Genomic DNA, 24,772 nt, shown 5'->3' with positions numbered 1-24,772 from the left:
CGAATCATGTCGCCGAAGCCGCGCAACCTCACGCACCTGACGCTTGCGACGCTCATGCTCGCGGGATCGCTGACGAGTGCGCCGCTGCTCGGCAGGCAGGCCGAGGCCACAAGCGTCGATGCCAGGATCGACTCGGCTGCGTGGATGAAACCCGATCCCGCGATGGACAAGTTCGTCGATGAGCTCGTCGCCAAAATGACGCTGGAGGAGAAGATTGGCCAATTGTCGCTCCTGACCAGCGACTGGGATTCAACGGGCCCCACCATGCGCCAGGGCTATCAGGAGGATATCCGCAAGGGCCGCATCGGATCGATCTTCAACGCCTTCACCGCCAAATATACGCGCGATCTGCAACGCATCGCGGTTGAAGAAACGCGCCTCAAGATTCCCCTGCTCTTTGGCTATGACGTGATCCACGGCCACCGCACCATCTTTCCCATCTCGCTCGGCGAGGCAGCAAGTTGGGATCTTGAAGCCATTGAAAAATCAGCGCGTATTTCTGCGACCGAAGCCTCCGCTGAAGGCATTCACTGGACCTTCGCCCCGATGGTGGACATCGCGCGCGATCCGCGCTGGGGGCGGATCTCGGAAGGTGCGGGCGAGGATGTCTATCTTGGCAGCCGTATCGCCGAGGCGCGGGTGCGGGGCTTCCAGGGCAATGATCTCAAGGCTGTCGACACGGTGCTCGCCACCGCGAAGCATTTTGCGGCCTATGGTGCGGCGCAGGCGGGACGCGATTATGGCACTGTCGATATCTCCGAGCGTACGCTGCGCGACGTCTATCTGCCGCCCTTCAAGGCCGCCGCCGACGCAGGCGCCGCGACCTTCATGACGTCATTCAACGAAGTCGACGGCATCCCGGCCTCGGGCAATCGCTATCTGCTGAGCGACGTGCTGCGCGGCAAATGGGGGTTCAAGGGCTTCGTGGTAACCGATTACACGTCGATCAACGAGATGGTCGCCCACGGCTATTCGGAAAATCTTCAGCAGGCAGGCGAGCAAGCGATCAACGCCGGGGTCGACATGGACTTGCAGGGGGCGGTGTTCATGGAACATCTCGCGACCTCGGTGGCACAGGGCAAGGTCGAGCTCGCCCGCGTCGATGCTGCGGTGAAGGCCATCCTCGAAATGAAGTACCGCCTCGGCCTGTTCGAGGACCCCTATCGCTATTCGGACGAAGCGCGCGAGAAGGCGGCCGTCTATCGCCCCGATTTTCTGGAGGCGGCGCGCGATGTCGCGCGCAGATCGATGGTGCTGCTCAAGAACGCGAACGACGCACTTCCCCTCGCCGCCTCGATGAAATCGATCGCGGTGATCGGCCCGCTTGCCGACAGCAAGGTCGACATGATCGGCAGCTGGTCGGCCGCAGGCGACCGCGAGACGCGGCCCGTCACGCTGCTTGAGGGGATGCGCGCGCGCGCGCCCAAAGGTCAAAGCATCATCTACGCAAAGGGGGCAAGCTACGCGTTCGAGGATGAAGGAAAGACCGACGGCTTTGCCGAAGCGATCGCGGCGGCGAACAGATCGGACATCATCATCGCTGCGATGGGCGAGCGCTGGGACATGACCGGCGAGGCGGCGAGCCGCACTTCGCTTGACCTTCCAGGAAACCAGCAGGCGCTCCTTGCAGAGCTCAAGAAGACCGGCAAACCGATCATCCTCGTGCTGATGAGCGGGCGCCCCAACAGCATTGAATGGGCCGCGTCCAACGTCGATGCGATTCTCGAGGCCTGGTATCCCGGCACAATGGGCGGTCACGCGATCGCCGATGTCCTTTACGGCGACTATAATCCGTCGGGAAAATTGCCCGCGACCTTCCCGCGGAACGTCGGTCAGGTTCCGCTCTTTTACGACATGAAGAATACGGGGCGCCCAATCGACCCCGCCAAGCCCGATCCCAAATATGTGTCGCGCTACCTCAATACGCCGAACACGCCGCTTTATCCCTTTGGTTATGGGCTGAGCTACACCCGCTTTACCTATTCACCGGTGACGCTCAGCAAGACGAGCATCCGGCCCGGCGAACCGCTGACCGCGAGCGTCACCGTGACCAACAGCGGCGCGCGCGATGGCGAGGAGGTGGTTCAGCTCTACGTGCGCGATCACGTCGGGTCGGTGACGCGGCCGGTGAAGGAGCTCAAGGGTTTCCGCAAGATCCCCCTCAAGAAGGGCGAAAGCAAGACGGTCCGTTTCACCCTCACTGACGCCGACCTCGCCTTCACGCGCGCCGACCTGAGCTGGGGCGCCGAGCCCGGAGACTTCTCCTTGTGGATCGGGACTTCATCGGCCGAAGGTTCAAAGGCCGACTTCACGCTCACCGAATAGGAAAGACGCGATGCGCCGTCCCCTCCCGATTGCTGCCCTTGCCCTTTCCCTGGTCTTCACAGGCGCCGCGCAGGCGAAGCCTGACCCGCGCCCCAATATCGTCTACATCATGTCCGATGATCACGCCTATCAGGCGATCTCGGCCTATGGATCGGCTGTCTCGAAGCTCGCGCCGACCCCCAACATCGACCGGATCGCCAAAAATGGTGCGATCTTCACCAACAGCTTCGTTGGCAATTCACTTTGCGGACCGAGCCGCGCGACGCTGCTGACCGGGCGGCAGAGCAATGCGCACGGCTTCACGCAAAATGGAACGAGCTTCGATAATCGGGTGTGGGTATGGCCCCGCGCGCTGTCGCAGGCGGGCTATGCGACCGCGATGTTCGGCAAATGGCACATCAATGCCTCGCCCGCCGGCATCGGCTTTGATGACTGGAAGGTGCTCGACGACCAGGGCGAATATTATAATCCCGACATCATCACGCCCAGGGGGCGCAGCATCGTCGAGGGCTATGCCACCGACCTCATCACCGATTACAGTCTCGACTGGCTGAAGAATGGCCGCGACAAGTCCAAGCCCTTTGCGATCCTCATCCACCACAAGGCGGCCCACCGCAATTTCATGCCGGCGCTGCGCCATCTGACCAAATATCAGGGTGTGACCTTTCCGGTGCCCGACAGCTTTTTCGACGATTATGCCGGGCGGCGCGCGGCAGCGGCGCAGGAAATGAACATCTACCGCGACATGTACGAGGGGCATGACCTCAAGATGACGATCGCGAAAGGCTCCGCGCGGCTTCGCTATAATCGCTGGCCGGGGTCTTTCGACCGCATGACGCACGATCAGCAGGCGCAGTGGGACGCAGCGATGCAAGCCGATAACGACCGGATGAATGCCGCCAAGCTCACCGGCCGCGACCTCGCGCTATGGAAATATCAGCGCTACATGCAGCAGTATCTCGCAACTGTTGCCGCGGTGGACGAAGGCGTCGGGCGCGTGCTCGATTATCTCGAGACGAGCGGGCTTTCGAAAAATACGCTCGTCGTCTACACCTCCGACCAGGGCTTCTATCTCGGCGAGCACGGCTGGTTCGACAAGCGCTTCATCTATGAGGAATCGCTGCGCACGCCTTTCCTCGTCCAGTATCCCGGCCACATTCGCGCCGGGATCCGGGTCTCGGCTCCTATTCAGAATATCGACTATGCGCCGACCTTCCTGGCGCTCGCGGGCGTTACTCCGCCGGACACGGTCCAGGGCCGCTCGCTCCTGCCGCTATTTGAAGGGAAGACGCCCGCGGACTGGCGCACGTCCGTCTATTACCATTATTATGAATACCCCGGCTTCCATTCGGTCCGCGCGCACTATGGAATGCGCAGCGATCGCTACAAGCTCGTCCGTTTCTACAGCGAAGATATCAACGCCTGGGAATTTTACGACCTTGGAAGCGATCCGCACGAGGTGCAAAATCGCATCGATGACCCTGCGATGCAGCGCCGGATCGCGATGATGAAGAAAGAACTTGCTGCGCTGCGCCGCCAATATGGCGACAAGGATGGACCTGCCGTGGACGCGCCCTTGAACTAGGCGGTAAACTCATAAACGGTGTTGCGTAAAGCGAGGTTGATTGATTCAAGGCTCGGGAAAGGAGCCTTGCAGATGCGTCGTCGTTTTGAGCTGACCGATTTCGAGTGGTCGGTGATCGAGCCGCTGCTTCCCAACAAGCCACGCGGCGTACCGCGGGTGGATGATCGCCGGGTGATCAACGGGATATTGTGGCGGTTTCGCACCGGCAGCCCCTGGGCTGACATTCCCGAGCGCTATGGTCCGCACACCACCTGCTACAACCGCTTCGTCCGCTGGCGCAAAGCGGGTGTGTGGGATCGGCTTTTGGCGGCGGTCTCGCAGGCTTTCGACGGCGAACTGGTGATGATCGACAGTTCCTCCATCCGGGTCCATCAGCATGGTGCGACCCTAAAAAGGGGGACCCAAATCGCTGCATGGGACGTTCCCGCGGCGGCTTGACGAGCAAGATCCACGCTCTGGTCGATGGACGGGGTCTGCCGATCCAGCTGCACTTGTCCGAAGGGCAGGCGAGCGATTGCAGAGAGGCCGATCCGCTGCTCGGCGCCGTGCCGGAAGGCAGCACCTTCCTCGCCGACAAGGCCTATGACAGCGACGCCATTCGCGCGCAAATCACGGCACAAGGAGGCTTCGCCAACATCCCCGCCAAGCGAAACCGCAGACAGGGCTTCGCCTTCAGCCCATTCCTCTACCGCTATCGCAACCTGATCGAACGCTTCTTCGGAAAACTCAAACACGCCAGAGGCTTGGCCACACGATACGACAAGCGTGCCGACAACTTCCTCGCTGCCATCAAGCTCTTCTCAGCACGCCTCTGGATCAACGCTTATGAGTCTACGGCCTAGCACTACTTTGGCAGATTATTCGGATCGGTCGCTGTAACCAGTTTATTGCAGTGAGGGCAGATCGTCGGTGGCGGTCTTGCGAAGAGGTTGATTATCGCCTGCCTGACGGCAGGCATGGTCGGTTGCGGCGGCGGTCCCGAGTTTCTTTTTTTTCCGCCCCGCTGCGCTTAGACGGCGGGACTGAAGAAAGGCATAGGCGATCATCGTCATCAGCGCGTGTCGGTGTAGTCCGGTCCATGATCGGCCCTCAAAGTGGTCGAGACCGAGTTCCTCCTTCAGCTGCTGATGCGCCTGCTCGCAGATCCACCGCGCCTTGATGGCACCGGCGAGCGCCTTGATCGGCGTGTCGGCTGGCAAGTTCGAGAGATAGTATTTTTGCTCTCCGCTTTCGCGCCGTTCCCCCACCAGCCAGACTTCCTCCTCGCTGGGCATGGCCTGGACCCGCCCGTCACTCATGCGGTGCCTGTGGCCATCGGCCACCCGGACGCGGCATGCCGCAAATTTACAGGTCAGCTTGCCTTTGGTCCCGCGTCGCCAGCTGATTTTCTTCCATTTTTCTTCTCCCAGCATCTTTTCGGCAGAAACGGCGGTGCGGTCGGGGACGTGATATTTGCGGCGCCTGCCTGTTGCTGCCTCGGGAAAGATCAGCCCGGTGTCTGCCGGATAGACATTCTGACGCCGTGACATGCCCACCGCCCACCGCAAACCACGCTCGCTCAGAGCCTGGCGGAAGGGGCCGCTCGCCCCGTAGCCGGCGTCGGCTAGAACGCAGCCGAACCGAGTGCCCGAGGCAATGACCCGATCGATCTCCTCGATAGCGATCTCCGGCTTTGTGCGAGCGACTTGTCGCTCCTGGGGGACACGGGCGCGCTCCATGCGGGGGGCGTCGTCCGTCCAGCTTTCAGGCAAAAAGAGCCGCAGGCCCACCATCACCGGAACCTCCCCGGACGCTAGCGTCACCGAAACGAGGGATTGGCAGTTCGAGGTCTTGCCAAGGGAGGAGGCGTATTGCGCAGCCACGCCGACCGAATGACGGCCCTTCTTCGGCAAGGCAGTATCGTCAATGACCAGATATCCCGCTTCGTCTCCAACCAGACGATCGGCTTCCTTCAGAAGAACAGCCTCGAGCGGCGCACTATCCCACACCCCGTCCGCGACGAAATGATGCAGTTGGTCGTAGCCAAACTCACCATCACGAGCCGCCATCGGCTGCACGCTCTTGCGGTCACCGGGGCCGATCAATCCCGCGATATAGGCCGGGCACACACGCTTCCGCGCCTTGTGCCGCAACGCCGACAAAAATGGCGTCAGCCAAACCTCAAGATCATTGCGCCAATCCTCTGACATCGCCAGCCTCCATAAAAGCTGGCTCCCCATGAATCAGGGAAATCTCCTTTTGGGAATCCCAAAAATCACATTTCTGCCAAAGTAGTGCTAGGGTCTGCGCCCTAAGGCCCAGGCGCGCTTAAAGTGGCTGGCATGCGCCCGTTAATCGTCGCATGACCACTGGAAGCACGATATCGCAGGAGCCGGTCGGGCGGCTCCTCGGCTGGCTAGGGCTGCGCCGTCCCCGAAGCGACGCGCCCGCATCGAGCGATGCACCTGACCCTGATGGAGTGCTGCAGGCGCGCCGCGCCCTCGTCGCGGCCATAGGAGGCTTCCTGATCGAGCATGACCTTGAGGTCTCGCCCGCCAATCTGCTCATTGCCCATAGCGCCTTTTCGGGGCGCAATCCGCAGCTTGCGCGCCAGATTGCAAGGCGCAGCCAATCGCGCGAAGGCGTGACTCAGCAGTGGATCAACGAGGTCACCAGCGAAGAAACGCAGCACGAGACCCGCGCGGATCTTGACCGGCTGATGGCACGGCTCGAAACCAATCTCGACGCGTTCCAGACGCGGTCGAGGGCCGCGCATCAGATGACGCGCGACTATGGCAGCGAGCTTGAAGAGCATCTCACCGACCTCGAGCGGCTGCAAAAGACCGGCAAGATCGTGTCGAGCCTTGCCGACCTTGCCAAAGCCATGCTCGAACGCACGCGCAAGGCTGAGGACGAAATGCGCCGCAGCGAGGACGAGGCAAAATCGCTGCGCCGCAGCCTCGCTCGCGCGCAGCGCGACGCCGAAGTCGACTATCTCACGGGCCTTCCCAACCGCCGCGCTTTCGAGGCGCTGCTCGAACGCCATTATAGCGAAGCGCGCGAGACCCCCGTGGCGCTGAGCGTCGCCTTTTGCGACATCGACAATTTCAAGGCGATCAACGACGCGCACGGCCATGAAGCGGGCGACCGGGTGCTCAAGGTCATTGCCGACACGCTCGCGCAGATCTCGGACGACAATTGTCACGTCGCACGGCATGGCGGCGAGGAATTCGTCATGCTGTTCCGCGGCCTGCCCCCTGCCGAGGCGGCCGCGCGTCTCGACGGCGCGCGCGAACGGCTCGCTGATCGCCGCCTCGTCAACCGCAAGACCGACACGCCTTTCGGCGTTGTCACCTTCTCGGGCGGCGTCGCGGATGTGTTCGGATACCCCGACCCGCGCGCGGCGCTGAAGGCGGCCGACGATGCGCTCTATCGCGCCAAGGAAGCGGGCCGAAATCGCGTCGAGATCGCGTGACGAGGTAGCCTCGCGCAGCGCAGCGAGGCCGGGGGTGGAGCTATGGGGGGATGCTCCACCCCTGCTTGGATCAAGCGCCGGTTGCCGCCTCTTGCCACCCGCCGCCGAGCGCAAGGAACAGGGCCACAAGATAGGTCGAGCGTTGCTGCTCGGACTGGGCAATTGTCGCCTGGATCTGCGCCAGCGAACGCTCAGCGTCGAGCACGACCTGGAAATTCTCGCGCCCCGCCTGATAGCGCAGCCGCGCGATCCGCGCGGCCTCGCCAGCTTCCTCGGACGCACGGCGAAGCGCCGAAAGCCGATCGAGTTCGCCCGCATAGGCTGCAAGCGCGCTTTCGGTTTCCTGCAGGGCGGAGAGCCAGGTCCCGTCGAAGGTCGCGAGCGCCGCATCGGCGCCGGCTTCGGCCTGTTTGAGGCGCGCGCGCGCGGCGACCATATTCGGAAAATTCCACGATATGAGCGGACCGAGCGAGAAGCGAAAGCCGTCAGAGGAGCCGAGCCCGGAAATCGACGCTGCGGTTGAGCCGATCGAACCTCCAAGACTGATGCTCGGGTAAAGATCCGCGGTCGCGACATTGACCCGCGCTGCTGCGGCCGCGAGTTCCCGCTCCGCGCGGCGGATGTCGGGACGCCGCGCGAGCAGCGAGGCGCCGTCGCCGACGGGTATCGGCCGGTCGAGCGCGGGCGGTGCCTGGCATTGCAGCACGGTCTTGGGCGCTTCGGCCGGCGGTCTCCCCGTCAGCACCGCGAGCCGGTAGAGCGCTGCCGAGCGCTGCGCCTCGAGCGTCGGCAGCGTCGCGCGCGTCTGCTCAAGCAGCGCCCCCGCCTGTCCGGTCTCGAGCCGGGTCGCGCGCCCACCCTCGAAGAGGCGGCGCGTCAGATCGAAGGTCTGCTCCTGTATGCGCAGCGTGTCCCTGGCTACTGCGAGCTGGCGGTTGAACGCGCAGACGTCGGCGTATGCGCGCGTGGTTTCGGCGGCGACGGTGATGCGCGTCAAATCGAAGGCTGCCTGCACGACTTCCGCGTCAGCGCGGCTTGCGCGGATTGCGCTTTCGACGCGGCCGAAGAGGTCGACCTGATAGCCGACATCGAGCCCCACATCATAGGTTTCGCCTTCGACCGGCCCGATCCCGGTCGTGCTTCCACCCTGACGCGCGTAGGCGCCGCTCGCGCTGACGCTCGTCGTCGGCAGGCGACCGGCCTTCGCTTCCTTTAGCACCGCGCGCGCCTGCGCCAGGTTGGCGGCGGCGACGCGCAAGTCCGTGTTCGCTGCGAGCGCCTGTTGGACGAGCGCGTCGAGCGCCGGGTCGCGAAACAGGCTCCACCATTCGCCCGGCGGCTGATCGCCAGTGAAGACGGGCGATTTTTCGCCCTCGACAAAAGGCGATTGCGAGGGTGCAGCGGGCACCGGGGAAACATAGGCAGGTCCGGCGGTGCAGCCCGACAGCGCGAGCGCGGCGGTGGCGGCAAGAAGGAAGGAACGCATCATCACTGAGCCTCCAGCGGCTTGTCGCCGCCTGCTTTGTGGCTCCGGCGCTTTACCCACGCCTTCGTCCGCTCGCCGATCTCGCGGCAAACGACATAGAAGACCGGAGTGAAGATCAGTCCGAAGAAGGTCACCCCGAGCATCCCGAAGGTAACCGCGGTGCCGAGCGCCTGGCGCATCTCCTGTCCCGGCCCGGTCGCGATCGCGAGCGGGATCACCCCGAAGATGAAGGCGAAGCTGGTCATCAGGATCGGGCGCAGACGCGAGCGCGCGGCATGGACCGCGGCCTCCATTTTGCTCATCCCCTCCTCTTCCTCGCCCTGCTTGGCGAATTCGACGATGAGGATCGCATTCTTCGCCGCCAGCGCGATGAGGACAACGAGACCGACCTGGGTCAGGATATTATTGTCCATCCCGCGCAGATTGACCCCGATCATCGCCGCGAGGATGCACATCGGCACAATGAGGATCACCGCGAGCGGCAGCGGCAGCGATTCATATTGCGCTGCCAGCACGAGAAAGACGAAGACCACCGCGAGGAGGAAGATCAGCACCGCGCTGCTTCCCGCCGCCTTCTCCTGATAGGCAAGCCCTGTCCACTCATAGGCGAACCCGGCAGGGAGCGTGTTCGCGGCAATATCTTCCATCACGCCCAGCGCCGCCCCCGAGGAGACGCCGGGCGCCGCCTGCCCCTGGAGCTCGACCGCGGGGAAAAGATTATAGCGCACCACGCGCGTCGGCCCGCTGTCGTCGCGGAAGGTTGCGACCGACGACAAGGGCACCATCTCGCCCGAGGTGGACCGGACCTGAAGCCGTCCCACATCCTCGATCCGCGCGCGCGAGGTCGGCTCCGCCTGCGCTGTCACGCGGAAGGTACGGCCGAGAAAGTTGAAGTCGTTAACATAGGTCGAGGCAAGATAGGTGCCGAGCGCCGCGTAGACCTGGCTTGGATCAACCCCAAGGATCTGCGCCTTGTCGCGGTCGACGTCGGCAAAGATGCGCGGGCTTCCGGTGTTGAACAGCGAGAAGACCTGCTGCACCTGGTCATTTTGCGATGCGGCGCCCATCATCGCGCCGGTCGCCTGCTCAAGCTCGCGATAGCTCCCGCCGCCGGTCGCCTGGATCATCATGGTGAAGCCGTTGCCGTTGCCCAGCCCTTGCACCGCGGGCGGTGCGATGACGAAGGCATTGGCCTCGGGGAGTGCGCCCGCGAGCGCGCCCGACAGCTGGCCGGACAGCGCAGCGGCGCTCAGCTGCTTGCCGCGCTCCTCCCAGTCCTTGAGGCGGATGAACATCGTGCCGGCGTTCGAGGCCATCGAGAAGCTCGAGCCGTCGAGCCCTGCAAAGGTCGCGATGCCGTCGACCCCATTGAGACCCAGGACGGTCTGCTGTGCGCGCGCGAGAACCTCGCTCGTGCGGTCGAGCGATGCACCGGGCGGCAGCTGGACGACGCCGATCAGCACGCCCTGGTCCTGATCGGGAATGAAGCCCGTCGGGGTTGCGGTCAGACGCCACCCGGTGAGCGCGAGCAGCACCGCATAGATGGCGAGCATGAGCCCGGCTTTGCGCACCAGATTTGCCGTCGTCTGACCATAGCGTTCGGAAAGCGTATCAAAGGCATGGTTGAACTTGTCGGCCGCGCGGCGTGCGACGCGGAGAACCGGATTTGCAGGCTCTTCCTCGCGCCCCTCCTCGTGCGGCTTCAAGAGCAGCGCCGCCATCGCGGGCGACAGGGTGAGCGAGGTAAGCAGCGAAAATACCGTCGCGGCGGCAATCGTGACCGCGAACTGCTGGTAGAAGATACCCGGAATGCCCGGCACGAACGCGGTCGGTACGAACACCGCGACGAGCACGAGGCCGATGGCAATGAGGGCGCCCGATACCTCGTCCATCGTCCGGTGCGCCGCCTCGCGCGGACTGAGACCCGCGCGCACATGCTTTTCGACGGCCTCGACGACGACGATCGCGTCGTCGACAACGATCCCGACCGCAAGGACGAGCGCGAAGAGCGAGAGGGAATTGATCGAAAAGCCGAGTGCGAGCTGCACCGCGAAGGTGCCGACGAGCGCGACCGGGATCGCGACGATCGGGATGATCGCGGCGCGCCAGGTCTGGAGGAAGACGAGCACGACGAGGACGACGAGGACAAGCGCCTCGACCAACGTTTCCTGAACCGCACTTACCGACGCCTGGACATATTCGGTCGGGTTGAAGGGGATTTGATATTCAAGGCCCGGCGGAAAATCCTTCGAGGCAGCCTCGACCTCTTGCAAGACGAGATTCGCGGCATCGAGCGCGTTGGCACCGGGCTGCTGGATGACGGCCATGCCGACCCCCTCCTGCCCGTTGAACACGCCGCGCACGCCATAATCCTGGCTCCCAAGCTCAACGCGGGCCACATCCTTCAACCGCGTGATCGCCCCGTTTTGCGTGTCGGTCTTGATAACGACATTCGCAAATTGTTCGGGCGTCACGAGGCGGCCGGGCACCTCGACCGGCAATTCGAACGCCGGATTGCCCTTTCCATAGGGCGGCGCGCCAACCGACCCGCCGGCAACCTGAACATTCTGGCTCTGGAGCGCGGCGACAATCTCGGTTGCGGTCAAGTTGCGCGCGGCGGCCTTGTCGGGGTCGATCCACACGCGCATCGAATAATAGCCGCCGCCGAATATCTGCACGCCGCCAACGCCTTCGAGGCGAAGCAATCGGTCGCGCAATGTCGAGTTCGCGAAATTACCGACATAATCGGTATCGATCGCGGGGTCGGTCGACGTCAGCGCGACGATCATCAGGAAGCCGGTTTCCTGCTTGTTCACCTGGACGCCGATCTGGCGCACCTGCTCGGGAAGCCGCGGTTCGGCAAGCGCGACGCGGTTCTGAACCAGAACCTGCGCGGCATCGAGATCGGTGCCCGGCTCGAAGGTCACGGTGATCTGAGCTGCACCCTGCGTCGATGACGACTGGATGTAGAGCATGTTCTCGACGCCGTTGATCTCCTGCTCGAGCGTCGATGCGACCGTCTCGGCGATCGTGTCGGGCGATGCGCCCGGATAAGCGGCGGTGATGCCGATCGTCGGCGGGGCGATCTCGGGATATTGCGCGAGCGGAAGCTGCGGGTACGAGAAAGCCCCGATCAGCGTGATGAAGATCGCAATGACCGCCGCGAAGATCGGACGGTCGACAAAGAAGCGGCTGAACTTCACTTGGCCGCGTCCTTCGCGGGCGCTGCCTTGGATGTACCCGCTGGCGGCGCGGCCTTGCTCGTGACCACCTTACCATCCGGGAGGATGCGGCCCGCCTCTACCTTGGCGGGCTTGCCCGGCATCGCGCGCTGGATGCCGTTCACAATGACGCGGTCCTTCGCGGTGAGACCGGTGCGCACGACGCGCAGGCCATCGATGACGGGTCCGAGCGTGACCGGGCGTGCCTGCACGACATCCTTGGGACCGATAACATAGACGACGCGGCGTGCAGCGTCGGTGACGATCGCGGTGTCGGGAACGAGGATCGCCGCGCGCGGCGCCGAGGCGGCAAGCTGAAGCTGCCCGAAAAGCCCCGGGCGCAGCTTGCCGTCGGGATTGGGGACAAGCGCGCGCACGGTGATCGTGCCCGAACCGGTGCTCAGCGCATTGTCGACGAAATCGATCTTGCCCGTGCGGCTATACGCCTCCTCGCCCTGCAGGCGAATGCGCACCGGCGAGCCTTCGAGCGTGTCGCCCTGCCGCTCATAGGCGAGCAGGCTCGCCTCGGACCCCTGGAAGCTGAAGTGCAAGGGATTGGTCGATACGATGGTCGTCAGAACCGTCTGATCGGCTGTGACGGCATTGCCGGGATCGACGAGCCGCTGCGATACACGGCCCGAGATGGGCGCGGTCACGCGCGTGAAACCGACATTGAGCTCGGCGGCGCGGATCGCGGCGCGGCTTGCTGCCACATCGGCCTCGCCCGTACGCACCGCAGCGCGGCGCTGCTCGACCTCTTCGCGGCTCGCCGCCTGTGACGCCGCGAGCGTTTCGGAGCGCGCAAGCTCGGTGCGCGCATTGGCAAGCGTTGCCTGCGCGCGCGCGAGCTGCGCGCGCGCCTGATCGAGTGCAGCCTGCGCCGGACGCGCATCGATCGTGAACAGCAGCTGACCTGCCCGCACATATTGTCCGTCCGAAAAATGCGATCGTGTCAGATAGCCCGAGGCGCGCGGACGCACCTCCACGCTCTGGATCGCCTCGAAGCGGCCGACATAATCATCCCATTCGGTTACCTCCTTCACGAGCGGATTGGCAGCGGTAACGGGCAGCGCGGGGGGACCGCCCTGCGACGTGTCCCCGCCTGAACAGGCGGAAACAAGCACCGAAAAAAGGATCAGTGGCGCCAGGAGAGTGCGCTTGAGCATAGCATTTTTCTTTTCTGTCAGGGCGGTTCGGCATCGCGCGGCAGGGAGGGGGAGGCGCAGCGCGATGCCGGAGGAGTGCCCTAATTTGCGATTTCCATCAAGTCAACAGGTGTTGATTTAATTCTCAGCTTAGATAGTAGAAGCCTTATGTCGAGGACCACGACCGTCCCTCAGGGGATCAAGAAACGCGATGCGATTGCAACCCGCGCGGCCATTTTGTCCGCGGCGCGCGACCGCTTCCTGCGCGAAAGCTATGCCAGCGTCGGCCTGCGCGATATCGCCGGCGATGCCGGCGTCGATGTCGCGCTGATCAGCCGCTATTTCGGCGGCAAGGAAGGACTGTTTCGCGACGTCCTGCTTCACGGCAAGGAAGAAGGGCTGTTTCGTCAGCCGCTGACTGCTGCCGAAGTCCCAGCCTATCTCGCGCAGCTTGTCGTCGAGGACGCCGACGAGGACCGCCAGTACCGCATGGAGATGTTCATCGTCATGCTCCGCTCGGCGTCCTCGCCCAAGGCGGGCGAGATCATTCGCGACCTTGTCCATCAGGACATTCTTGGTCCCCTCGCCGAGATCCTGGGTGATGAGCATGCCGAGCTGCGCGCCAACATGCTGCTCGCAGTCCTCATGGGGATCGGCGTGCTGCGAACCATCATGAAAATCGACGCGCTCGATGGGTCGTCGCACCAGCGCGCGGAGTGCGAATATCGCTTCCGCTGCCTGTTCGAGGCCGCGCTGACCTGCTGATCTTGACTGCGAAACCGCAGGCTTGCCGGAGCGCGGCAGCGCGTCTAGTCGCAATTCAGTGAGTATCGACAAGCCTTCCGCTCCTTCTGCCCTCGCCCCTTTCCGCTTTCCCGCATTTCGCGCGATCTGGATCGCGAACCTTGCGTCGAACATGGGGTCGACGATCCAGGCGGTGGGGGCCGCCTGGTTGATGACGGAGCTGACGCCTTCGCACCTTTATATCGCCCTGGTGCAGGCGAGCGCGACGATCCCGATCATGCTGCTTGGCATCTTCGCAGGCGCCATCGCGGACAATTTCGACCGCCGCCGGGTGATGCTCGCAGCGCAAAGCGGGATGCTGATCGTCTCCGCGCTGCTCGCGCTTGCGACCTGGATCGGTGTGATCAATCCGATACTGCTCCTCTGTTTCACGCTTGCCGTCGGCTGCGGCACGGCGCTCAACGCGCCCGCGTGGCAGGCCTCGGTGCGCCTGCAGGTGGGGCACGAGCATCTGCCGCAGGCCATCGCGCTCAATACCATCGCCTTCAACCTTGCCCGCAGCGTCGGGCCGGCGCTTGGCGGGCTGCTCATATCGCTGACGGGTCCTGCCATCGGCTTCGGGCTGAATGCGCTGAGCTATGTCGCGCTGATCATCGTTCTCTTGCGCTGGCACCCCGAGATCACGCCCCCCAAGCGCTCTCCGATGCTCTCTGCGATCGCCACCGGGCTTCGCTTCTGCGCGCAGTCCGACCCGGTGCGCCGGGTGCTCGTGCGCGGCTTTGCCTTCGGGCTCGGCGCGGCAGGCTTCCAGGCGCTGCTGCCGTCGGTCGTTCGCGATCAGCTCGCGGGCGACGAACTTGTCTATGGTCTGTGTCTCACGGGATTTGGTGCGGGCTCGATCGTGGCCGCGCTCTGGGTCGGCAAGGCGCGCCATCGCTGGGGCAGCGAGACCCTGGTCGGCGGCGCTGCGCTCCTGTTCGCTATGGCCACATTCGCGCTCGGGCTATCAAGCACCATGACGCCGGTGCTTGCCGCGGCGTTCATTGCGGGCATGTGCTGGGTCGCAACGATGACGACGCTCAATGTCGCAATGCAGCTGCGCTCGCCCGAGGCGATTCTCGGCCGCTGCCTTTCGATTTATCAGGCCGTGACCTTTGGCGGGATGGCCCTTGGCGCCTGGCTGTTCGGCGTGGTTGCCGATTTGTCGAGCCTGCCCGCAGCGCTCGCGGCGGCGGCCGGCTGGCTGATCCTCTCCTCTACTGCGCTGCGCTTTGCCGCGCCAATGCCGCGGCGCGACGAAGGGCGCGTGCTGCCCTGAGCGAAAGAGAAGAGCCGCACCCGCCGCCTAGCGGCATTTGAGCTCACCGCGATCGATCGCTCGGCCGAGGAGGCCCCCGCCCGCCGCGCCAATGATCGTGCCGACCGTACGATCGCGGCCGCCGTCGAGTTCGCGGCCCACGAGCGCGCCGACGGCCGCTCCGATGATCAGCCCCGTCGTGCCATTATCGCGGCGGCAGTGATAGCGGCCGTCGCGGCCGCGCCAGATTCGATCGTTATAGGACAGCCGGCGCGGTTCATAGTAGCGGCCGTAGCGGTCGTAGAGAGCGCGGTCCTTGGCGCGTTTGCCATGAGCCGGCGCCCAAGGGGGCGGATCGGCGTAAGCGGCCGGAGCGGGAAGCGCGATCCCCGCGAACAAGAGAGCGGCAAGGAATTTTTTCATGGGTCCCTTCTCCTGTTAGTAGCGAGCGGCCATGAGCAAAGGCCAAATCCCCTGACCCGACCATGAATGCATCGTTGGAGCGTTCGGTTCCCGCGACGAACAGGTGCGCTTTAGAATGCTGAAAGGCGCCCATATTCCCCGCCCGCCATGCCGACTTGCCTGCACGCGACGCCCGCCGCCAGTATATTTGGCAATGGCAAATATTCTTATCTGGCAACGATTTTGCTGGAAAAATGCAACCGATCCCGGCAACGAGAAACCATGGGGCGCAAGCAGGGGCGATCATGCGCGTAGCATTCGAACGGGGCGGGATTTACATTGTTTTTCGGTTCCGCCGGGGGGACAAATCGCAATTGGGTCTGGTGATCAAATGGCGCCGCTCGCAGCTTCGTAGCAGCGAGCGCGACGGTTTGTGGCGATCATGGTCACTCGGACCTCTTTATATCCGCACGCATCAGCGCCTGGACCAGCCCCGCTAAACACGGCTTAAAGATTGGATGGGCGCGCGGCGCCGCAATGGCGGCGCTTCCGAGAGGACATTCGGATCGAGAATGATCACGAAAAGTCGACCGCAGAGCGCATGGCCTCGCGGGGCGCGAGGTCGATCTCCACACCACCCATGGGTTGAAAGCGGCGGAGGATGGCATCGGCGAGATTGTCGGCCTGCAGCTCTTCGGTCGAGAGCGCGGAAGGGAGGATATCGCGGGCTTCCTCTTCCATGGATCGGCCGTGCGCGGCCGCTTGCGTGCGCAGGCGGCGCCTAAGGCTTTCGTCGATGTTTCGTATCGTCATGGTGCCCATGATCAATTCTCCTGCACCGACATCAGACATTGATTGCAGACTAATCAATGATTGCAAAACGGACTCCGCCCGGAGGCGGGGTCCTGTTCGGCGTCAGATCGGCGGGTTCCAGATCAGAACCTTCTGCGCCTAAAGGGCTTCGAGAGTATGCAAACGCGCTCAACGGAGTGGGCCTGTAGCATTGGAAGGCTCACCCCGCGAAGCTCCATCATTCGGCGACTCATGTCGGCGCGAAGACGACCCTGCAACCGGCAAGGCGGAACCCAGGCTTCGAAGCTGGAAAAAGAGACCGCGAAAAGTGTCCGCAATTAGACGACCTATGTGTCCGGGCTGGACCACCCCGGCCTGGCAGGGGCAGCAGGATTCGAACCCGCGACCCTCGGTTTTGGAGACCGATGCTCTACCAGCTGAGCTATACCCCTAGGCCGGACGCCGCCCTTAGCCGCATCGGGGGCGGATGCGCAAGGGGATTGCATAACTGTTTCGCAAAGCGCGGCCGGGCGAGATACATAGCTTGCAAAGCATTTCGAGATTGATATGCGCTTGCGGCACATGAAAGCCGCCCCGCATCCCGAGGTCCCGCAACATTATCTGGGCGGTATTGCGCTTCGCCTGCTCGCGATGGCGAGCCTGTCTGCCATGTTCGTGCTGGTGAAGATGGCGGCCGAAGCGGGCGTTCACGTCGCCGAGAGCCTCTTCTGGAGGCAGGTTGTGGTGCTTCCGCTGCTCATCATCTGGGCGATGCGGCACGGGGGGCTTTCCAATTTTCATACCCGCCGCCCCGGCACGCATGCACGCCGCGCCATCATGGGGCTGACGGGCATGGCGCTCAATTTCGGCGGCATGATCTACCTGCCGATGGCAGAGGCGACGACGATCAATCTCTCGGTCCCCATCTTCGCGGTGATCTTCGCCGCGCTGTTCCTGGGCGAACCGACCGGCTGGCAGCGCTGGAGCGCCGTCATCATCGGCTTCCTCGGCGTCCTCGTCGTCCTCAACCCCACGACGGTCGTCGCGAGCGGGTTCAGCGGCGATCATGGCCTTGGAACGCTCATCGCGCTTGGGGGCGCCATCATGACCGCGCTCATCACCATCCAGGTCCGCGATCTCAGCCGCACCGAAAGCCCGATGTCGATCGTCTTCTGGTTCAGCCTGATTTCGCTCATTCCCCTCACCCTCGCGCTGCCCTTCGTGATGACGTCCCACAGCGCGTCCGAATGGGCCATCCTCGTCGGTCTCGGCCTTTTCGGCGCGGTGGTGCAGATGTCGCTGACGGGCGCGCTGCGGCTCGCCCCGGTCGCAGTGGTAACGCCGATGGACTATTCGAGCCTGCTCTGGGCCATAGCCTTCGGCTGGTACTTCTTCGGCACCCTCCCGGCCGACACGACCTGGGTCGGCGCGCCCTTGATCGTCCTCAGCGGTCTCTTCATTGCCTGGCGCGAGCACCGGCTCCATATCGAGCGGCAGAAGGATATTGCGGCATGAAACCGAAACCGATCCTCTATCATTGTCCCGACGCGCGGTCGCTGCGCTGCCTTTGGGCCGCGGAAGAGGCGGGGTTGGAGATCGATCTTCGCCTTCTCCCCTTCCCGCCGCGCGCCTTTGCCCCCGACTATCGCCCGGTGAACCCGCTGATGACGGTGCCGGGCTGGGTCGAGGAGGGGCGGCTCATGACCGAATCGGCCGCGATCTGCGAGCGAATCGCGGAAGGAACGCCGCTTGAGGTGCGCCGCGACGAGGCCGATTACTGGGCGTACCGCAACTGGCTGCATCGCAGCGATGCGACCCTGACCTTCCCGCTTGCGATCGTGATCCGCTACACGCGCGTCGAGCCCGAGGCGCGGCGGCTCGCGCAAGCGGCCGAGGATTACAAGGCTTTCTTCGGCGGCCGCGCCAAGAGTATCGAGTCGGCGCTATCCGACGGGCGCGAGTGGCTCACGGCCGATCGCTTCACCATCGCCGATATCACGGTCGGCTATGCTGCGTTTCTGGCCACCACCCTCGATGCGGGCGACCTGCTCGGCGAAGCATCGCAAGCGTGGCTGGCGCGCTGTATGGCCCGGGACGGCTTCGCGCGGGCGCGCACGAGGCAGCAGGCGAGTTAGGCTGAAAAACAAGGAGCCGCGGTTTCCCGCGGCTCCTCAGTCTCGTCTTCTTGCGAAAACCTTATTCGAAGTCGGCGCCGCCGCCGGCAGGGCTGCGCGGCGGAGCGGCCGCGGTGAGGCGCAGCGCTTCGGCCGAGCGGCTGATCGAGCTGATTTCATCGGGCGTGTCGTCGTCATCGATGACAACCTTCTGCAGCGTGCCGACGAGCGATTCCTGAAGCTCCTTGGGGCGCACGGTCTGCTCGGCGATCTCGCGCAGCGCAACGACGGGGTTCTTGTCGCGGTCGCGATCGACGGTCAGCTCCGAGCCCCCCGAAATCTCGCGGGCTCGGTGCGCCGAGAGCAAGACCAGATCGAAACGGTTGGGCACTTTGTCGACGCAATCTTCGACGGTAACGCGGGCCATGGTAATTCCTTGATCGAGGAGAGGCCAGCACCCCGGGGGGTCTGGCGGCAAGCGCTGCGCGCTAGCAGCAGCCCCCGCAAATGTCAATCGAACGGCTCGCTTGCCCGCGTGCCAGCGCGCGGCCTATGTGCAGGACATGACCGAGGCTACCGCTTCTGCACCGCCGCCCCAAAGACTGACGGCCAATGTGGCGGGGCATCGGCTCGAGCTACTCTTCGACGGCTCCGACCGGCTCGAGAAGCTGTGCGCGCTGATCGACGGCGCGGTGCTCAGCATCGACATCATCATGTATATTTTCGACGACGATCCGATCGGACGCGACATCGTCGCAAGGCTCGTTGCTGCCGCGCGACGCGGCGTTAGGGTGCGCGCGGTCATCGACCGCTTCGGCTCGTCCGATACGCCCGACAGCCTCTTCGCGCCGCTGCGCGCCGAGGGCGGCTCGGTGACCTTCTTTTCGCGCCGCTGGCGCTCGAGCTACCTCATTCGCAATCATCAAAAGCTCCTCCTCTTCGACGGGCAGATTGCGGTCACCGGGGGCTTCAACATCGCCGAGCATTATCTCAGTCCGCCGGGGCGCGATTGCTGGTTCGACCTTGGCCTTCTTGTCGAGGGTCCCTCGCTCGCAAAGGCCGCCGCATGGTTCGAGGCGATCCATGCCTATACGGCCGCGAACGATGGCAAGCTCTTGATGCTGCGCCGGATCATCCGCGAATGGCCGGTGAAAGGCGGCCCTGTCGAATGGCTCGTGGGCGGGCCCACCGAGCGCCTTTCGCCCTGGGCACGCGCCGTGCGGCAGGATCTCGACCGGGCGCAGCGGCTTGATATGGCGATGGCCTATTTCTCGCCAGGCCAGGGAATGCTCCGGCGATTGGGCCGCGTCGCGCGCCAGGGCCGCGCCCGCCTCATCATGGCGGGCCGGTCGGACAATGCCGCGACCGTCGGGGCATCGCGGCTCCTCTACGGCTATCTGCTTCGCAAGCGCGCCGAGATCTGGGAATATAGGCCGTGCAAGCTTCACATGAAGCTGATCGTGATCGACAATGTCACCTATATCGGGTCGGCGAATTTCGACGCGCGAAGCCTCTTCGTCAATGTCGAGATCATGCTGCGCATCGACGACGCCGAGTTTGCGGCTACCATGCGGGATTTCATCGCCGCCCTCGAGCCGGATTGCGAAGTGATCACCCGTCAATCGCACAAGGCGCGAGCGAGCTGGCCGAAACGGCTGCGCTGGACGCTCGCCTGGTTCGTCGTATGCCTCGCCGACTATACGGTGTCGCGCCGTTTGAATTTCGGGCTTGCCGAGCCCGATCTTGAATCGGTTTGAGGTCCCTTCAGTCCTTCCAGGCCCAGAAGAGGAAGCAGGGCGGGACGTTCACCCATTCGAACGCATTGTCGATGCGCTCGAAATGCACCGCAAGAAATTCGCGCGCACGCGCGCGGAACTGATAGACGAGGAAGGCGCCGCCCGGGCGCAGAACGCGGTGCGTTGCCGCGGCGATTGCGGGGCCGACGCCGGCGGGAAGCGTCGAAAAAGGAAGCCCCGAGAGGACATAATCGGCCTCCTGAAACCCGTGGGCTGCGATGATCTCCTCGACGTCAGCGGCGGACCCGTGGACAGCGATGAAGCGGCTGTCGCGGATATCCTTGCGCAGATAGTCGATGAAATCCTCATTGGTGTCGATCGCGATCAGCGTCGCATCGCCCGCCATGCGTTCAAGAACGGGCCGGCAGAAGGTACCGACGCCCGGACCATATTCCACGAAGAGCTTGGTGTTCTTCCAGTCGACCGGGCGCAGCATGTGCCGGATCAAGGTCGGCGAGGAGGGAACAATCGAACCCACCATGACCGGATGCTTGATGAACCCGCGGATGAACATGCCCCACGGTCCGAAAAAGCGTTTGAGCCGCTCGCGCACCCGGCGGGGGAGCGCGATCTTCGATTCTTGGGCATGCGCCCGCGGATGGGTCATGGTGGCTTTCGCGTTGCTTCGGTTTTCCTGTCGGTGGCAAAAACGACGAGACAGCGCAAGGAAAGATATGGGCTGAGCGTTGGACAGCGAGGGCATCGCGTGTAGGGAGAGGCGGACTTGCGGTAAGCGGAAGGGACGGCATGACGGCAATATCGCGTTCGATCCCCAATGACCGGATGGCCGTCCTCTTTGCGATCATGCTCGTTGCGGCCGCGGGCAACACCGCGATGCAGTCGATCCTCCCCGCGATCGGCGCCAAGCTTCACATTCCCGACGTCTGGGTCAGCCTCGCCTTCAGCTGGTCGGCGCTGCTCTGGGTCCTCACCGCCCCGCATTGGGCGCGCCAGTCGGACAAGCGCGGGCGAAAGGCGCTGATGGCGCTCGGAATGCTCGGTTTCATCTCGTCGATGGCGCTGTGCGGTCTGACGCTGTGGGCAGGCCTTTCGGGCCTGATCGCAAGCGGGGCAACCTTCATCATCTTCGCGCTCTTCCGCAGCCTTTATGGCGGGTTCGGATCCGCCTCCCCGCCCGCCGTCCAGGCCTATGTCGCCGCGCGGACCGATCCTGAGGAGCGGACGCAGGCCTTGTCGCTTGTCTCGTCTTCCTTCGGACTCGGAACAGTGATCGGCCCCGCGATCGCGCCCTTCTTCATCCTGCCCATCGTCGGGCTCTCAGGCCCGCTTCTCGTCTTCGCGCTGATCGGTCTTGTCGTCCTCATCACGCTGCGCTGGCGCCTCCCCAACGACATGCCGCGCTTCGCAGCGCGCGGGTCGATCGCGCCCTATCCTGCCTCGGGGCTCGCGACTGACGCGCGGCGCGACGAAGATGAGGAGGAATCCGGCGACGCGCTGCGGCCATCGCTCCAATGGAGCGACCGCCGGGTGCGCCCCTGGATGCTCGCCGGGCTCTTGGGCGGCCAGTCGCAGGCGATGATGCTCGGCGTCATCGGCTTTCTCATTCTCGACCGCCTCAACCTCAGGACCAATCCCGACGAGGCGGCCGCGATCACCGGGATCGTGCTCATGGCGGGCGCCTTTGCGACGCTGCTCGCGCAGTGGGGTCTCATACCCCTCCTCAAGATGACGCCGCGCTGGACGGTTCTCGTGGGCGCAGCGCTCGGCGCGGCGGGCACCGTGATGACCGGCCTTGCCCAGGACCTCCATGCGATCGTCATCGGCTTTGCCGCCGCATCGCTCGGCTTTGGCCTCTTCCGCCCCGGGTTTACCGCGGGCGCCTCGCTCGCCGTCACCGGACGCCATCAGGGCGCGGTCGCGGGCATGACAGCTTCGATCAACGGATCGGCCTATATCGTCTCGCCCGCGATCGGCGTCCTTCTCTACAACTGGCACGCGATGGTCGCTTACGGCGTGATGGCCGGGTTCTGCGCCTGGCTGGTGGTGTGGGGCTGGTCCGCGCTCCGGCAAAACCCGCCCCTTTCCACCTAGTCGCGCGCCTCGTCGGCGTGCTTTTGCTCGCGCACGGGCTTCAGCATACCCGGCGCGAAAAAGCCGATCGGGTTCACGCTCATCGCCTGCTGCTTGATCTCGCCCTGGATCTTTTCATAGTCGCGCTCCATCGCCTCGGTCACCGAGGCGCGCGTATCCTTGAGCGCGGTCTCGAAATCCTCCATCGTCACGCTCTCGCTCGTCATCGAGCGTTTGAGCGCTGCAAGACCCGCCCGGCGAACGAGATCTTCAAGATCCGCGCCTGTAAAGCGCTCGGTGCGCGCGGCGAGCGCGTCCAGATCGACATCGCTCGCCAGCGGCATCTTGATCGTGTGGATTTCAAGGATGCGCCTGCGCCCTCCGGCATCGGGGACGGTCACATAGATGAGCTCGTCGAGTCGCCCTGGGCGAAGCAGCGCCGGGTCGATGAGGTTCGGCCGGTTGGTCGCGCCGATCACGACAACCGACTGCATCTCCTCGATCCCGTCCATCTCGGCAAGGATCGTGTTGACGACGCGCTCGGTGACCTGCGGTTCGCCCGCGGTGCCGCTGCCGCGCGCGGGCACCAGGCTATCGAGTTCGTCGATGAAGATGATTGTCGGCGCAACGGCGCGTGCGCGCGCGAAAAGCCGGGCGATCTGCTGCTCGCTTTCGCCATACCATTTGGAGAGAAGATCCGACGACTTGATCGCAATGAAATTGGCATCGGACTCGCGCGCCGCCGCTTTCGCGAGCAGCGTCTTGCCTGTGCCGGGGGGACCATAGAGGAGAAAGCCCTTGGCGGGACGGATCCCGAGCCGGCGGAAGGCATCGGGATGCTTCAAAGGCAGCTCGATGCCCTCGATCATCTTGTCGCGTGCAGCGTCAAGGCCGCCAATGTCGCTCCACCGCGTCTTGGGTGCCTGCACCATTACCTCGCGCATTGCGGAGGGCTGCACGCGTTTCAGTGCATTGTTGAAATCCTCGCGCGTGACCCGAAGCTCGTCGAGCACCTCGGGCGGAATGGTCCCCTCCGAAAGGTTGAGCCTGGGCATGATCCGCCGCACCGCCTCGATCGCGGCCTCGCGGGTGAGCGCGGCCATGTCGGCGCCGACAAAGCCGAACGTCGTGCGCGAGAGCTCGGCAAGGTCGACATCCTCGGCGAGCGGCATGCCGCGAGTGTGAATTCCGAGGATCTCGCGGCGACCGCTCTCGTCGGGCACGCCGATCACGATTTCGCGGTCAAAACGGCCCGGGCGGCGCAAAGCCTCGTCGATGGCATCGGGGCGGTTGGTGGCCGCGATGACGACAAGATTGGTCCGCGGCTCAAGCCCGTCCATCAAGGTCAGGAGCTGCGCGACAAGCCGCTTTTCAGCCTCGCCCTGCACCTGCCCGCGTTTCGGCGCGATCGAATCGATCTCGTCGATAAAAAGGATCGACGGCGCCGCCTTTGCAGCCTGCTCGAACACGTCGCGCAGGCGCTTTTCGGACTCACCGTAAGCCGACCCCATGATCTCGGGCCCGTTGATCAGGAAGAACTGCGCCTCGCTCTCGTTCGCAACCGCGCGCGCTAGGCGGGTCTTGCCCGTGCCCGGCGGTCCGTGCAGCAGCACCCCGCGCGGCGGATCGACGCCGAGGCGGCGGAAGAGTTCAGGATAGCGCAGCGGCAATTCGACCATCTCGCGAAGCTGGTCGATCGTCTCGCCGAGCCCGCCGAGATCGTCATAAGTGACATCGGTGCGGCGGGTATCCTGCGGCTCCTGATATTCGGGAAGCAGTTCAACCTCGGTATTCTCGTCGATGTAAACGACGCCCTTGGGGCTTGCCGACACCACGCTGAGGCGAACTTCGGCGAGCGCATAGGCGGGTGCGTTCAGCATCTGGCGAAGCTGCGGGGGCATATCGCCCGCCGACACCCGCTGCTGACCCGCGGTCGCGACCGTATCGCCCGCGACGAGCGGTCGGCCGAAAAAGCTGCGCTTGAGCGCGATCGCCGAGCCCTGAAGGCGCAGGTTCTCCTGGGCGGGCGCGAACACCACGCGGGTTGCAGGGCGCGTCTCGGCGCGGCTCAGGATCACCATGTCACCCGCGCCCGCGCCCGCATTCGCGCGCTGGAGGCCATCGAGGCGGACGACCTCGAGCCCCTCATCTTCCGGATAAGGCGCCATGACCCGCGATGCCGTCACCCGCTTCCCGCTGAGTTGGATCACATCGCCCTCGGTCACCCCGAGCTCGGCCATCGCCGCGCGCGGGATGCGCGCGATGCCGCCCCCGCTTTCTTCGGCGCGGGCGTTTGCCACCTGGAGCTTGACTTGCTTTTCTTTAACCGGTGCGTCGGCCAAGATGTGTCTCCCGCAAAATAGTCAGAATGCCGAAGATA

The 24,772-nt window shown here is 64.3% G+C and carries 19 protein-coding genes and 1 tRNA gene; 10 read left to right on the top strand and 10 right to left on the bottom strand.

Going from position 1 to position 24,772, the window contains the following annotated elements; genetic code table 11:
• Positions 1-6: 6 nt before the first annotated feature.
• The 3 genes from bglX to LH20_RS22845 all read left to right on the top strand — a co-directional run bounded on the left by bglX (position 7) and on the right by LH20_RS22845 (position 4,752).
• Positions 7-2,325 (top strand): beta-glucosidase BglX, encoded by a 2,319-nt coding sequence (gene bglX, locus LH20_RS06780; protein ID WP_053553555.1) that lies wholly within the window; start codon positions 7-9, stop codon positions 2,323-2,325.
• 10 nt (positions 2,326-2,335) lie between these two features.
• Positions 2,336-3,910, top strand: a complete 1,575-nt coding sequence (locus LH20_RS06775) for a sulfatase family protein (protein ID WP_053553554.1) — start codon at positions 2,336-2,338, stop codon at positions 3,908-3,910.
• Positions 3,911-3,982: 72 nt separating this feature from the next.
• Positions 3,983-4,752 (top strand): IS5 family transposase gene (locus LH20_RS22845; protein WP_144423544.1). Its coding sequence is split into 2 segments (ribosomal slippage): positions 3,983-4,298 and positions 4,298-4,752, totalling 771 coding nucleotides; the frame shifts between segments, so codons are not numbered across the junction.
• Positions 4,753-4,794: 42 nt separating this feature from the next.
• Here the strand turns inward: LH20_RS22845 and LH20_RS06760 are convergent.
• Complete coding sequence (locus tag LH20_RS06760; RefSeq protein ID WP_053552719.1) at positions 4,795-6,099, bottom strand: IS701 family transposase; 1,305 nt, start codon at positions 6,097-6,099, stop codon at positions 4,795-4,797.
• A gap of 152 nt (positions 6,100-6,251) precedes the next feature.
• On the opposite strand from LH20_RS06760, the gene LH20_RS06755 reads away from it, so the two are divergent.
• Positions 6,252-7,364, top strand: a complete 1,113-nt coding sequence (locus LH20_RS06755; protein WP_083455334.1) for a GGDEF domain-containing protein — start codon at positions 6,252-6,254, stop codon at positions 7,362-7,364.
• Positions 7,365-7,434: 70 nt separating this feature from the next.
• Here LH20_RS06755 and LH20_RS06750 read toward each other — a convergent pair whose 3' ends face one another.
• Genes LH20_RS06750 through LH20_RS06740 form a run of 3 tightly spaced genes read right to left on the bottom strand, consistent with a single transcriptional unit; the run spans position 7,435 to position 13,237 of the window.
• Entirely contained in the window at positions 7,435-8,853 is a 1,419-nt protein-coding gene (locus tag LH20_RS06750) for an efflux transporter outer membrane subunit (RefSeq protein ID WP_053553551.1), read from the bottom strand.
• Positions 8,853-12,053 carry an efflux RND transporter permease subunit gene (locus LH20_RS06745; protein ID WP_053553550.1) on the bottom strand — a complete coding sequence of 1,067 codons (3,201 nt, stop codon included), beginning with the start codon at positions 12,051-12,053 and terminating at the stop codon, positions 8,853-8,855. The genes LH20_RS06750 and LH20_RS06745 overlap by 1 nt, the downstream gene beginning before the upstream one ends.
• The gene (locus tag LH20_RS06740; protein ID WP_053553549.1) at positions 12,050-13,237 is read right to left on the bottom strand and encodes an efflux RND transporter periplasmic adaptor subunit; all 1,188 of its coding nucleotides are present in this window, start codon (positions 13,235-13,237) and stop codon (positions 12,050-12,052) included. Before LH20_RS06740 ends, LH20_RS06745 begins: the two co-directional genes overlap by 4 nt.
• 147 nt (positions 13,238-13,384) lie before the next feature.
• On the opposite strand from LH20_RS06740, the gene LH20_RS06735 reads away from it, so the two are divergent.
• The gene (locus LH20_RS06735; protein ID WP_053553548.1) at positions 13,385-13,981 is read left to right on the top strand and encodes a TetR/AcrR family transcriptional regulator; all 597 of its coding nucleotides are present in this window, start codon (positions 13,385-13,387) and stop codon (positions 13,979-13,981) included.
• Between the two features lie 58 nt (positions 13,982-14,039).
• The gene (locus tag LH20_RS06730) at positions 14,040-15,278 is read left to right on the top strand and encodes an MFS transporter (RefSeq protein WP_144423543.1); all 1,239 of its coding nucleotides are present in this window, start codon (positions 14,040-14,042) and stop codon (positions 15,276-15,278) included.
• A gap of 27 nt (positions 15,279-15,305) precedes the next feature.
• Here the strand turns inward: LH20_RS06730 and LH20_RS06725 are convergent, their stop codons facing one another.
• From LH20_RS06725 to LH20_RS06710, 3 genes are all read right to left on the bottom strand, one after another.
• Positions 15,306-15,680, bottom strand: coding sequence for a glycine zipper 2TM domain-containing protein (locus LH20_RS06725; RefSeq protein ID WP_053553546.1), 375 nt, complete (start codon positions 15,678-15,680; stop codon positions 15,306-15,308).
• Positions 15,681-16,235: 555 nt separating this feature from the next.
• Positions 16,236-16,538, bottom strand: a complete 303-nt coding sequence (locus LH20_RS06715) for a FitA-like ribbon-helix-helix domain-containing protein (RefSeq protein ID WP_200905442.1) — start codon at positions 16,536-16,538, stop codon at positions 16,236-16,238.
• A gap of 289 nt (positions 16,539-16,827) precedes the next feature.
• Positions 16,828-16,903, bottom strand: a tRNA-Trp gene (locus LH20_RS06710).
• A 130-nt stretch (positions 16,904-17,033) separates the two neighbouring features.
• Between LH20_RS06710 and LH20_RS06705 the strand changes: the two genes are divergently transcribed.
• Both LH20_RS06705 and LH20_RS06700 read left to right on the top strand, forming a co-directional pair.
• Positions 17,034-17,966 carry a DMT family transporter gene (locus LH20_RS06705; RefSeq protein ID WP_053556138.1) on the top strand — a complete coding sequence of 311 codons (933 nt, stop codon included), beginning with the start codon at positions 17,034-17,036 and terminating at the stop codon, positions 17,964-17,966.
• The gene (locus LH20_RS06700; RefSeq protein ID WP_053553543.1) at positions 17,963-18,586 is read left to right on the top strand and encodes a glutathione S-transferase family protein; all 624 of its coding nucleotides are present in this window, start codon (positions 17,963-17,965) and stop codon (positions 18,584-18,586) included. The genes LH20_RS06705 and LH20_RS06700 overlap by 4 nt, the downstream gene beginning before the upstream one ends.
• Positions 18,587-18,647: 61 nt before the next feature.
• On the opposite strand, the gene rpoZ is transcribed toward LH20_RS06700, so the two are convergent.
• On the bottom strand, positions 18,648-18,992 hold the full coding sequence (gene rpoZ / locus LH20_RS06695) for a DNA-directed RNA polymerase subunit omega (protein WP_053553542.1): 345 nt from the start codon (positions 18,990-18,992) through the stop codon (positions 18,648-18,650).
• Between the two features lie 136 nt (positions 18,993-19,128).
• On the opposite strand from rpoZ, the gene LH20_RS06690 reads away from it, so the two are divergent.
• On the top strand, positions 19,129-20,322 hold the full coding sequence (locus LH20_RS06690; RefSeq protein WP_053556137.1) for a phospholipase D-like domain-containing protein: 1,194 nt from the start codon (positions 19,129-19,131) through the stop codon (positions 20,320-20,322).
• Between the two features lie 7 nt (positions 20,323-20,329).
• Here the strand turns inward: LH20_RS06690 and LH20_RS06685 are convergent, their stop codons facing one another.
• Positions 20,330-20,968 (bottom strand): class I SAM-dependent methyltransferase, encoded by a 639-nt coding sequence (locus tag LH20_RS06685; protein WP_144423542.1) that lies wholly within the window; start codon positions 20,966-20,968, stop codon positions 20,330-20,332.
• 140 nt (positions 20,969-21,108) lie between these two features.
• Between LH20_RS06685 and LH20_RS06680 the strand changes: the two genes are divergently transcribed.
• Complete coding sequence (locus tag LH20_RS06680) at positions 21,109-22,413, top strand: MFS transporter (RefSeq protein WP_053553541.1); 1,305 nt, start codon at positions 21,109-21,111, stop codon at positions 22,411-22,413.
• Here LH20_RS06680 and LH20_RS06675 read toward each other — a convergent pair.
• Positions 22,410-24,734, bottom strand: a complete 2,325-nt coding sequence (locus tag LH20_RS06675) for a CDC48 family AAA ATPase (RefSeq protein ID WP_053553540.1) — start codon at positions 24,732-24,734, stop codon at positions 22,410-22,412. The two genes, LH20_RS06680 and LH20_RS06675, sit on opposite strands and share 4 nt — an antisense overlap.
• Between the last annotated feature and the right edge of the window lie 38 nt (positions 24,735-24,772).

It is taken from the genome of Sphingopyxis sp. 113P3, from assembly GCF_001278035.1.
Classification (GTDB): domain Bacteria; phylum Pseudomonadota; class Alphaproteobacteria; order Sphingomonadales; family Sphingomonadaceae; genus Sphingopyxis.
This window is presented reverse-complemented; position numbering and strand designations above follow the sequence as displayed.

Coding starts and splice junctions, on each gene's coding strand:
- LH20_RS06700 (WP_053553543.1), top strand. CDS start 17,963: ATGAAACCGAAACCGATCCTCTATCATTGTCCCGACGCGCGGTCGCTG.
- bglX (WP_053553555.1), top strand. CDS start 7: ATGTCGCCGAAGCCGCGCAACCTCACGCACCTGACGCTTGCGACGCTC.
- LH20_RS06775 (WP_053553554.1), top strand. CDS start 2,336: ATGCGCCGTCCCCTCCCGATTGCTGCCCTTGCCCTTTCCCTGGTCTTC.
- LH20_RS06685 (WP_144423542.1), bottom strand. CDS start 20,968: ATGACCCATCCGCGGGCGCATGCCCAAGAATCGAAGATCGCGCTCCCC.
- LH20_RS06725 (WP_053553546.1), bottom strand. CDS start 15,680: ATGAAAAAATTCCTTGCCGCTCTCTTGTTCGCGGGGATCGCGCTTCCC.
- LH20_RS06705 (WP_053556138.1), top strand. CDS start 17,034: ATGAAAGCCGCCCCGCATCCCGAGGTCCCGCAACATTATCTGGGCGGT.
- rpoZ (WP_053553542.1), bottom strand. CDS start 18,992: ATGGCCCGCGTTACCGTCGAAGATTGCGTCGACAAAGTGCCCAACCGT.
- LH20_RS06690 (WP_053556137.1), top strand. CDS start 19,129: ATGACCGAGGCTACCGCTTCTGCACCGCCGCCCCAAAGACTGACGGCC.
- LH20_RS06755 (WP_083455334.1), top strand. CDS start 6,252: ATGACCACTGGAAGCACGATATCGCAGGAGCCGGTCGGGCGGCTCCTC.
- LH20_RS06680 (WP_053553541.1), top strand. CDS start 21,109: ATGACGGCAATATCGCGTTCGATCCCCAATGACCGGATGGCCGTCCTC.
- LH20_RS06760 (WP_053552719.1), bottom strand. CDS start 6,099: ATGTCAGAGGATTGGCGCAATGATCTTGAGGTTTGGCTGACGCCATTT.
- LH20_RS06735 (WP_053553548.1), top strand. CDS start 13,385: ATGTCGAGGACCACGACCGTCCCTCAGGGGATCAAGAAACGCGATGCG.
- LH20_RS06740 (WP_053553549.1), bottom strand. CDS start 13,237: ATGCTCAAGCGCACTCTCCTGGCGCCACTGATCCTTTTTTCGGTGCTT.
- LH20_RS06750 (WP_053553551.1), bottom strand. CDS start 8,853: ATGATGCGTTCCTTCCTTCTTGCCGCCACCGCCGCGCTCGCGCTGTCG.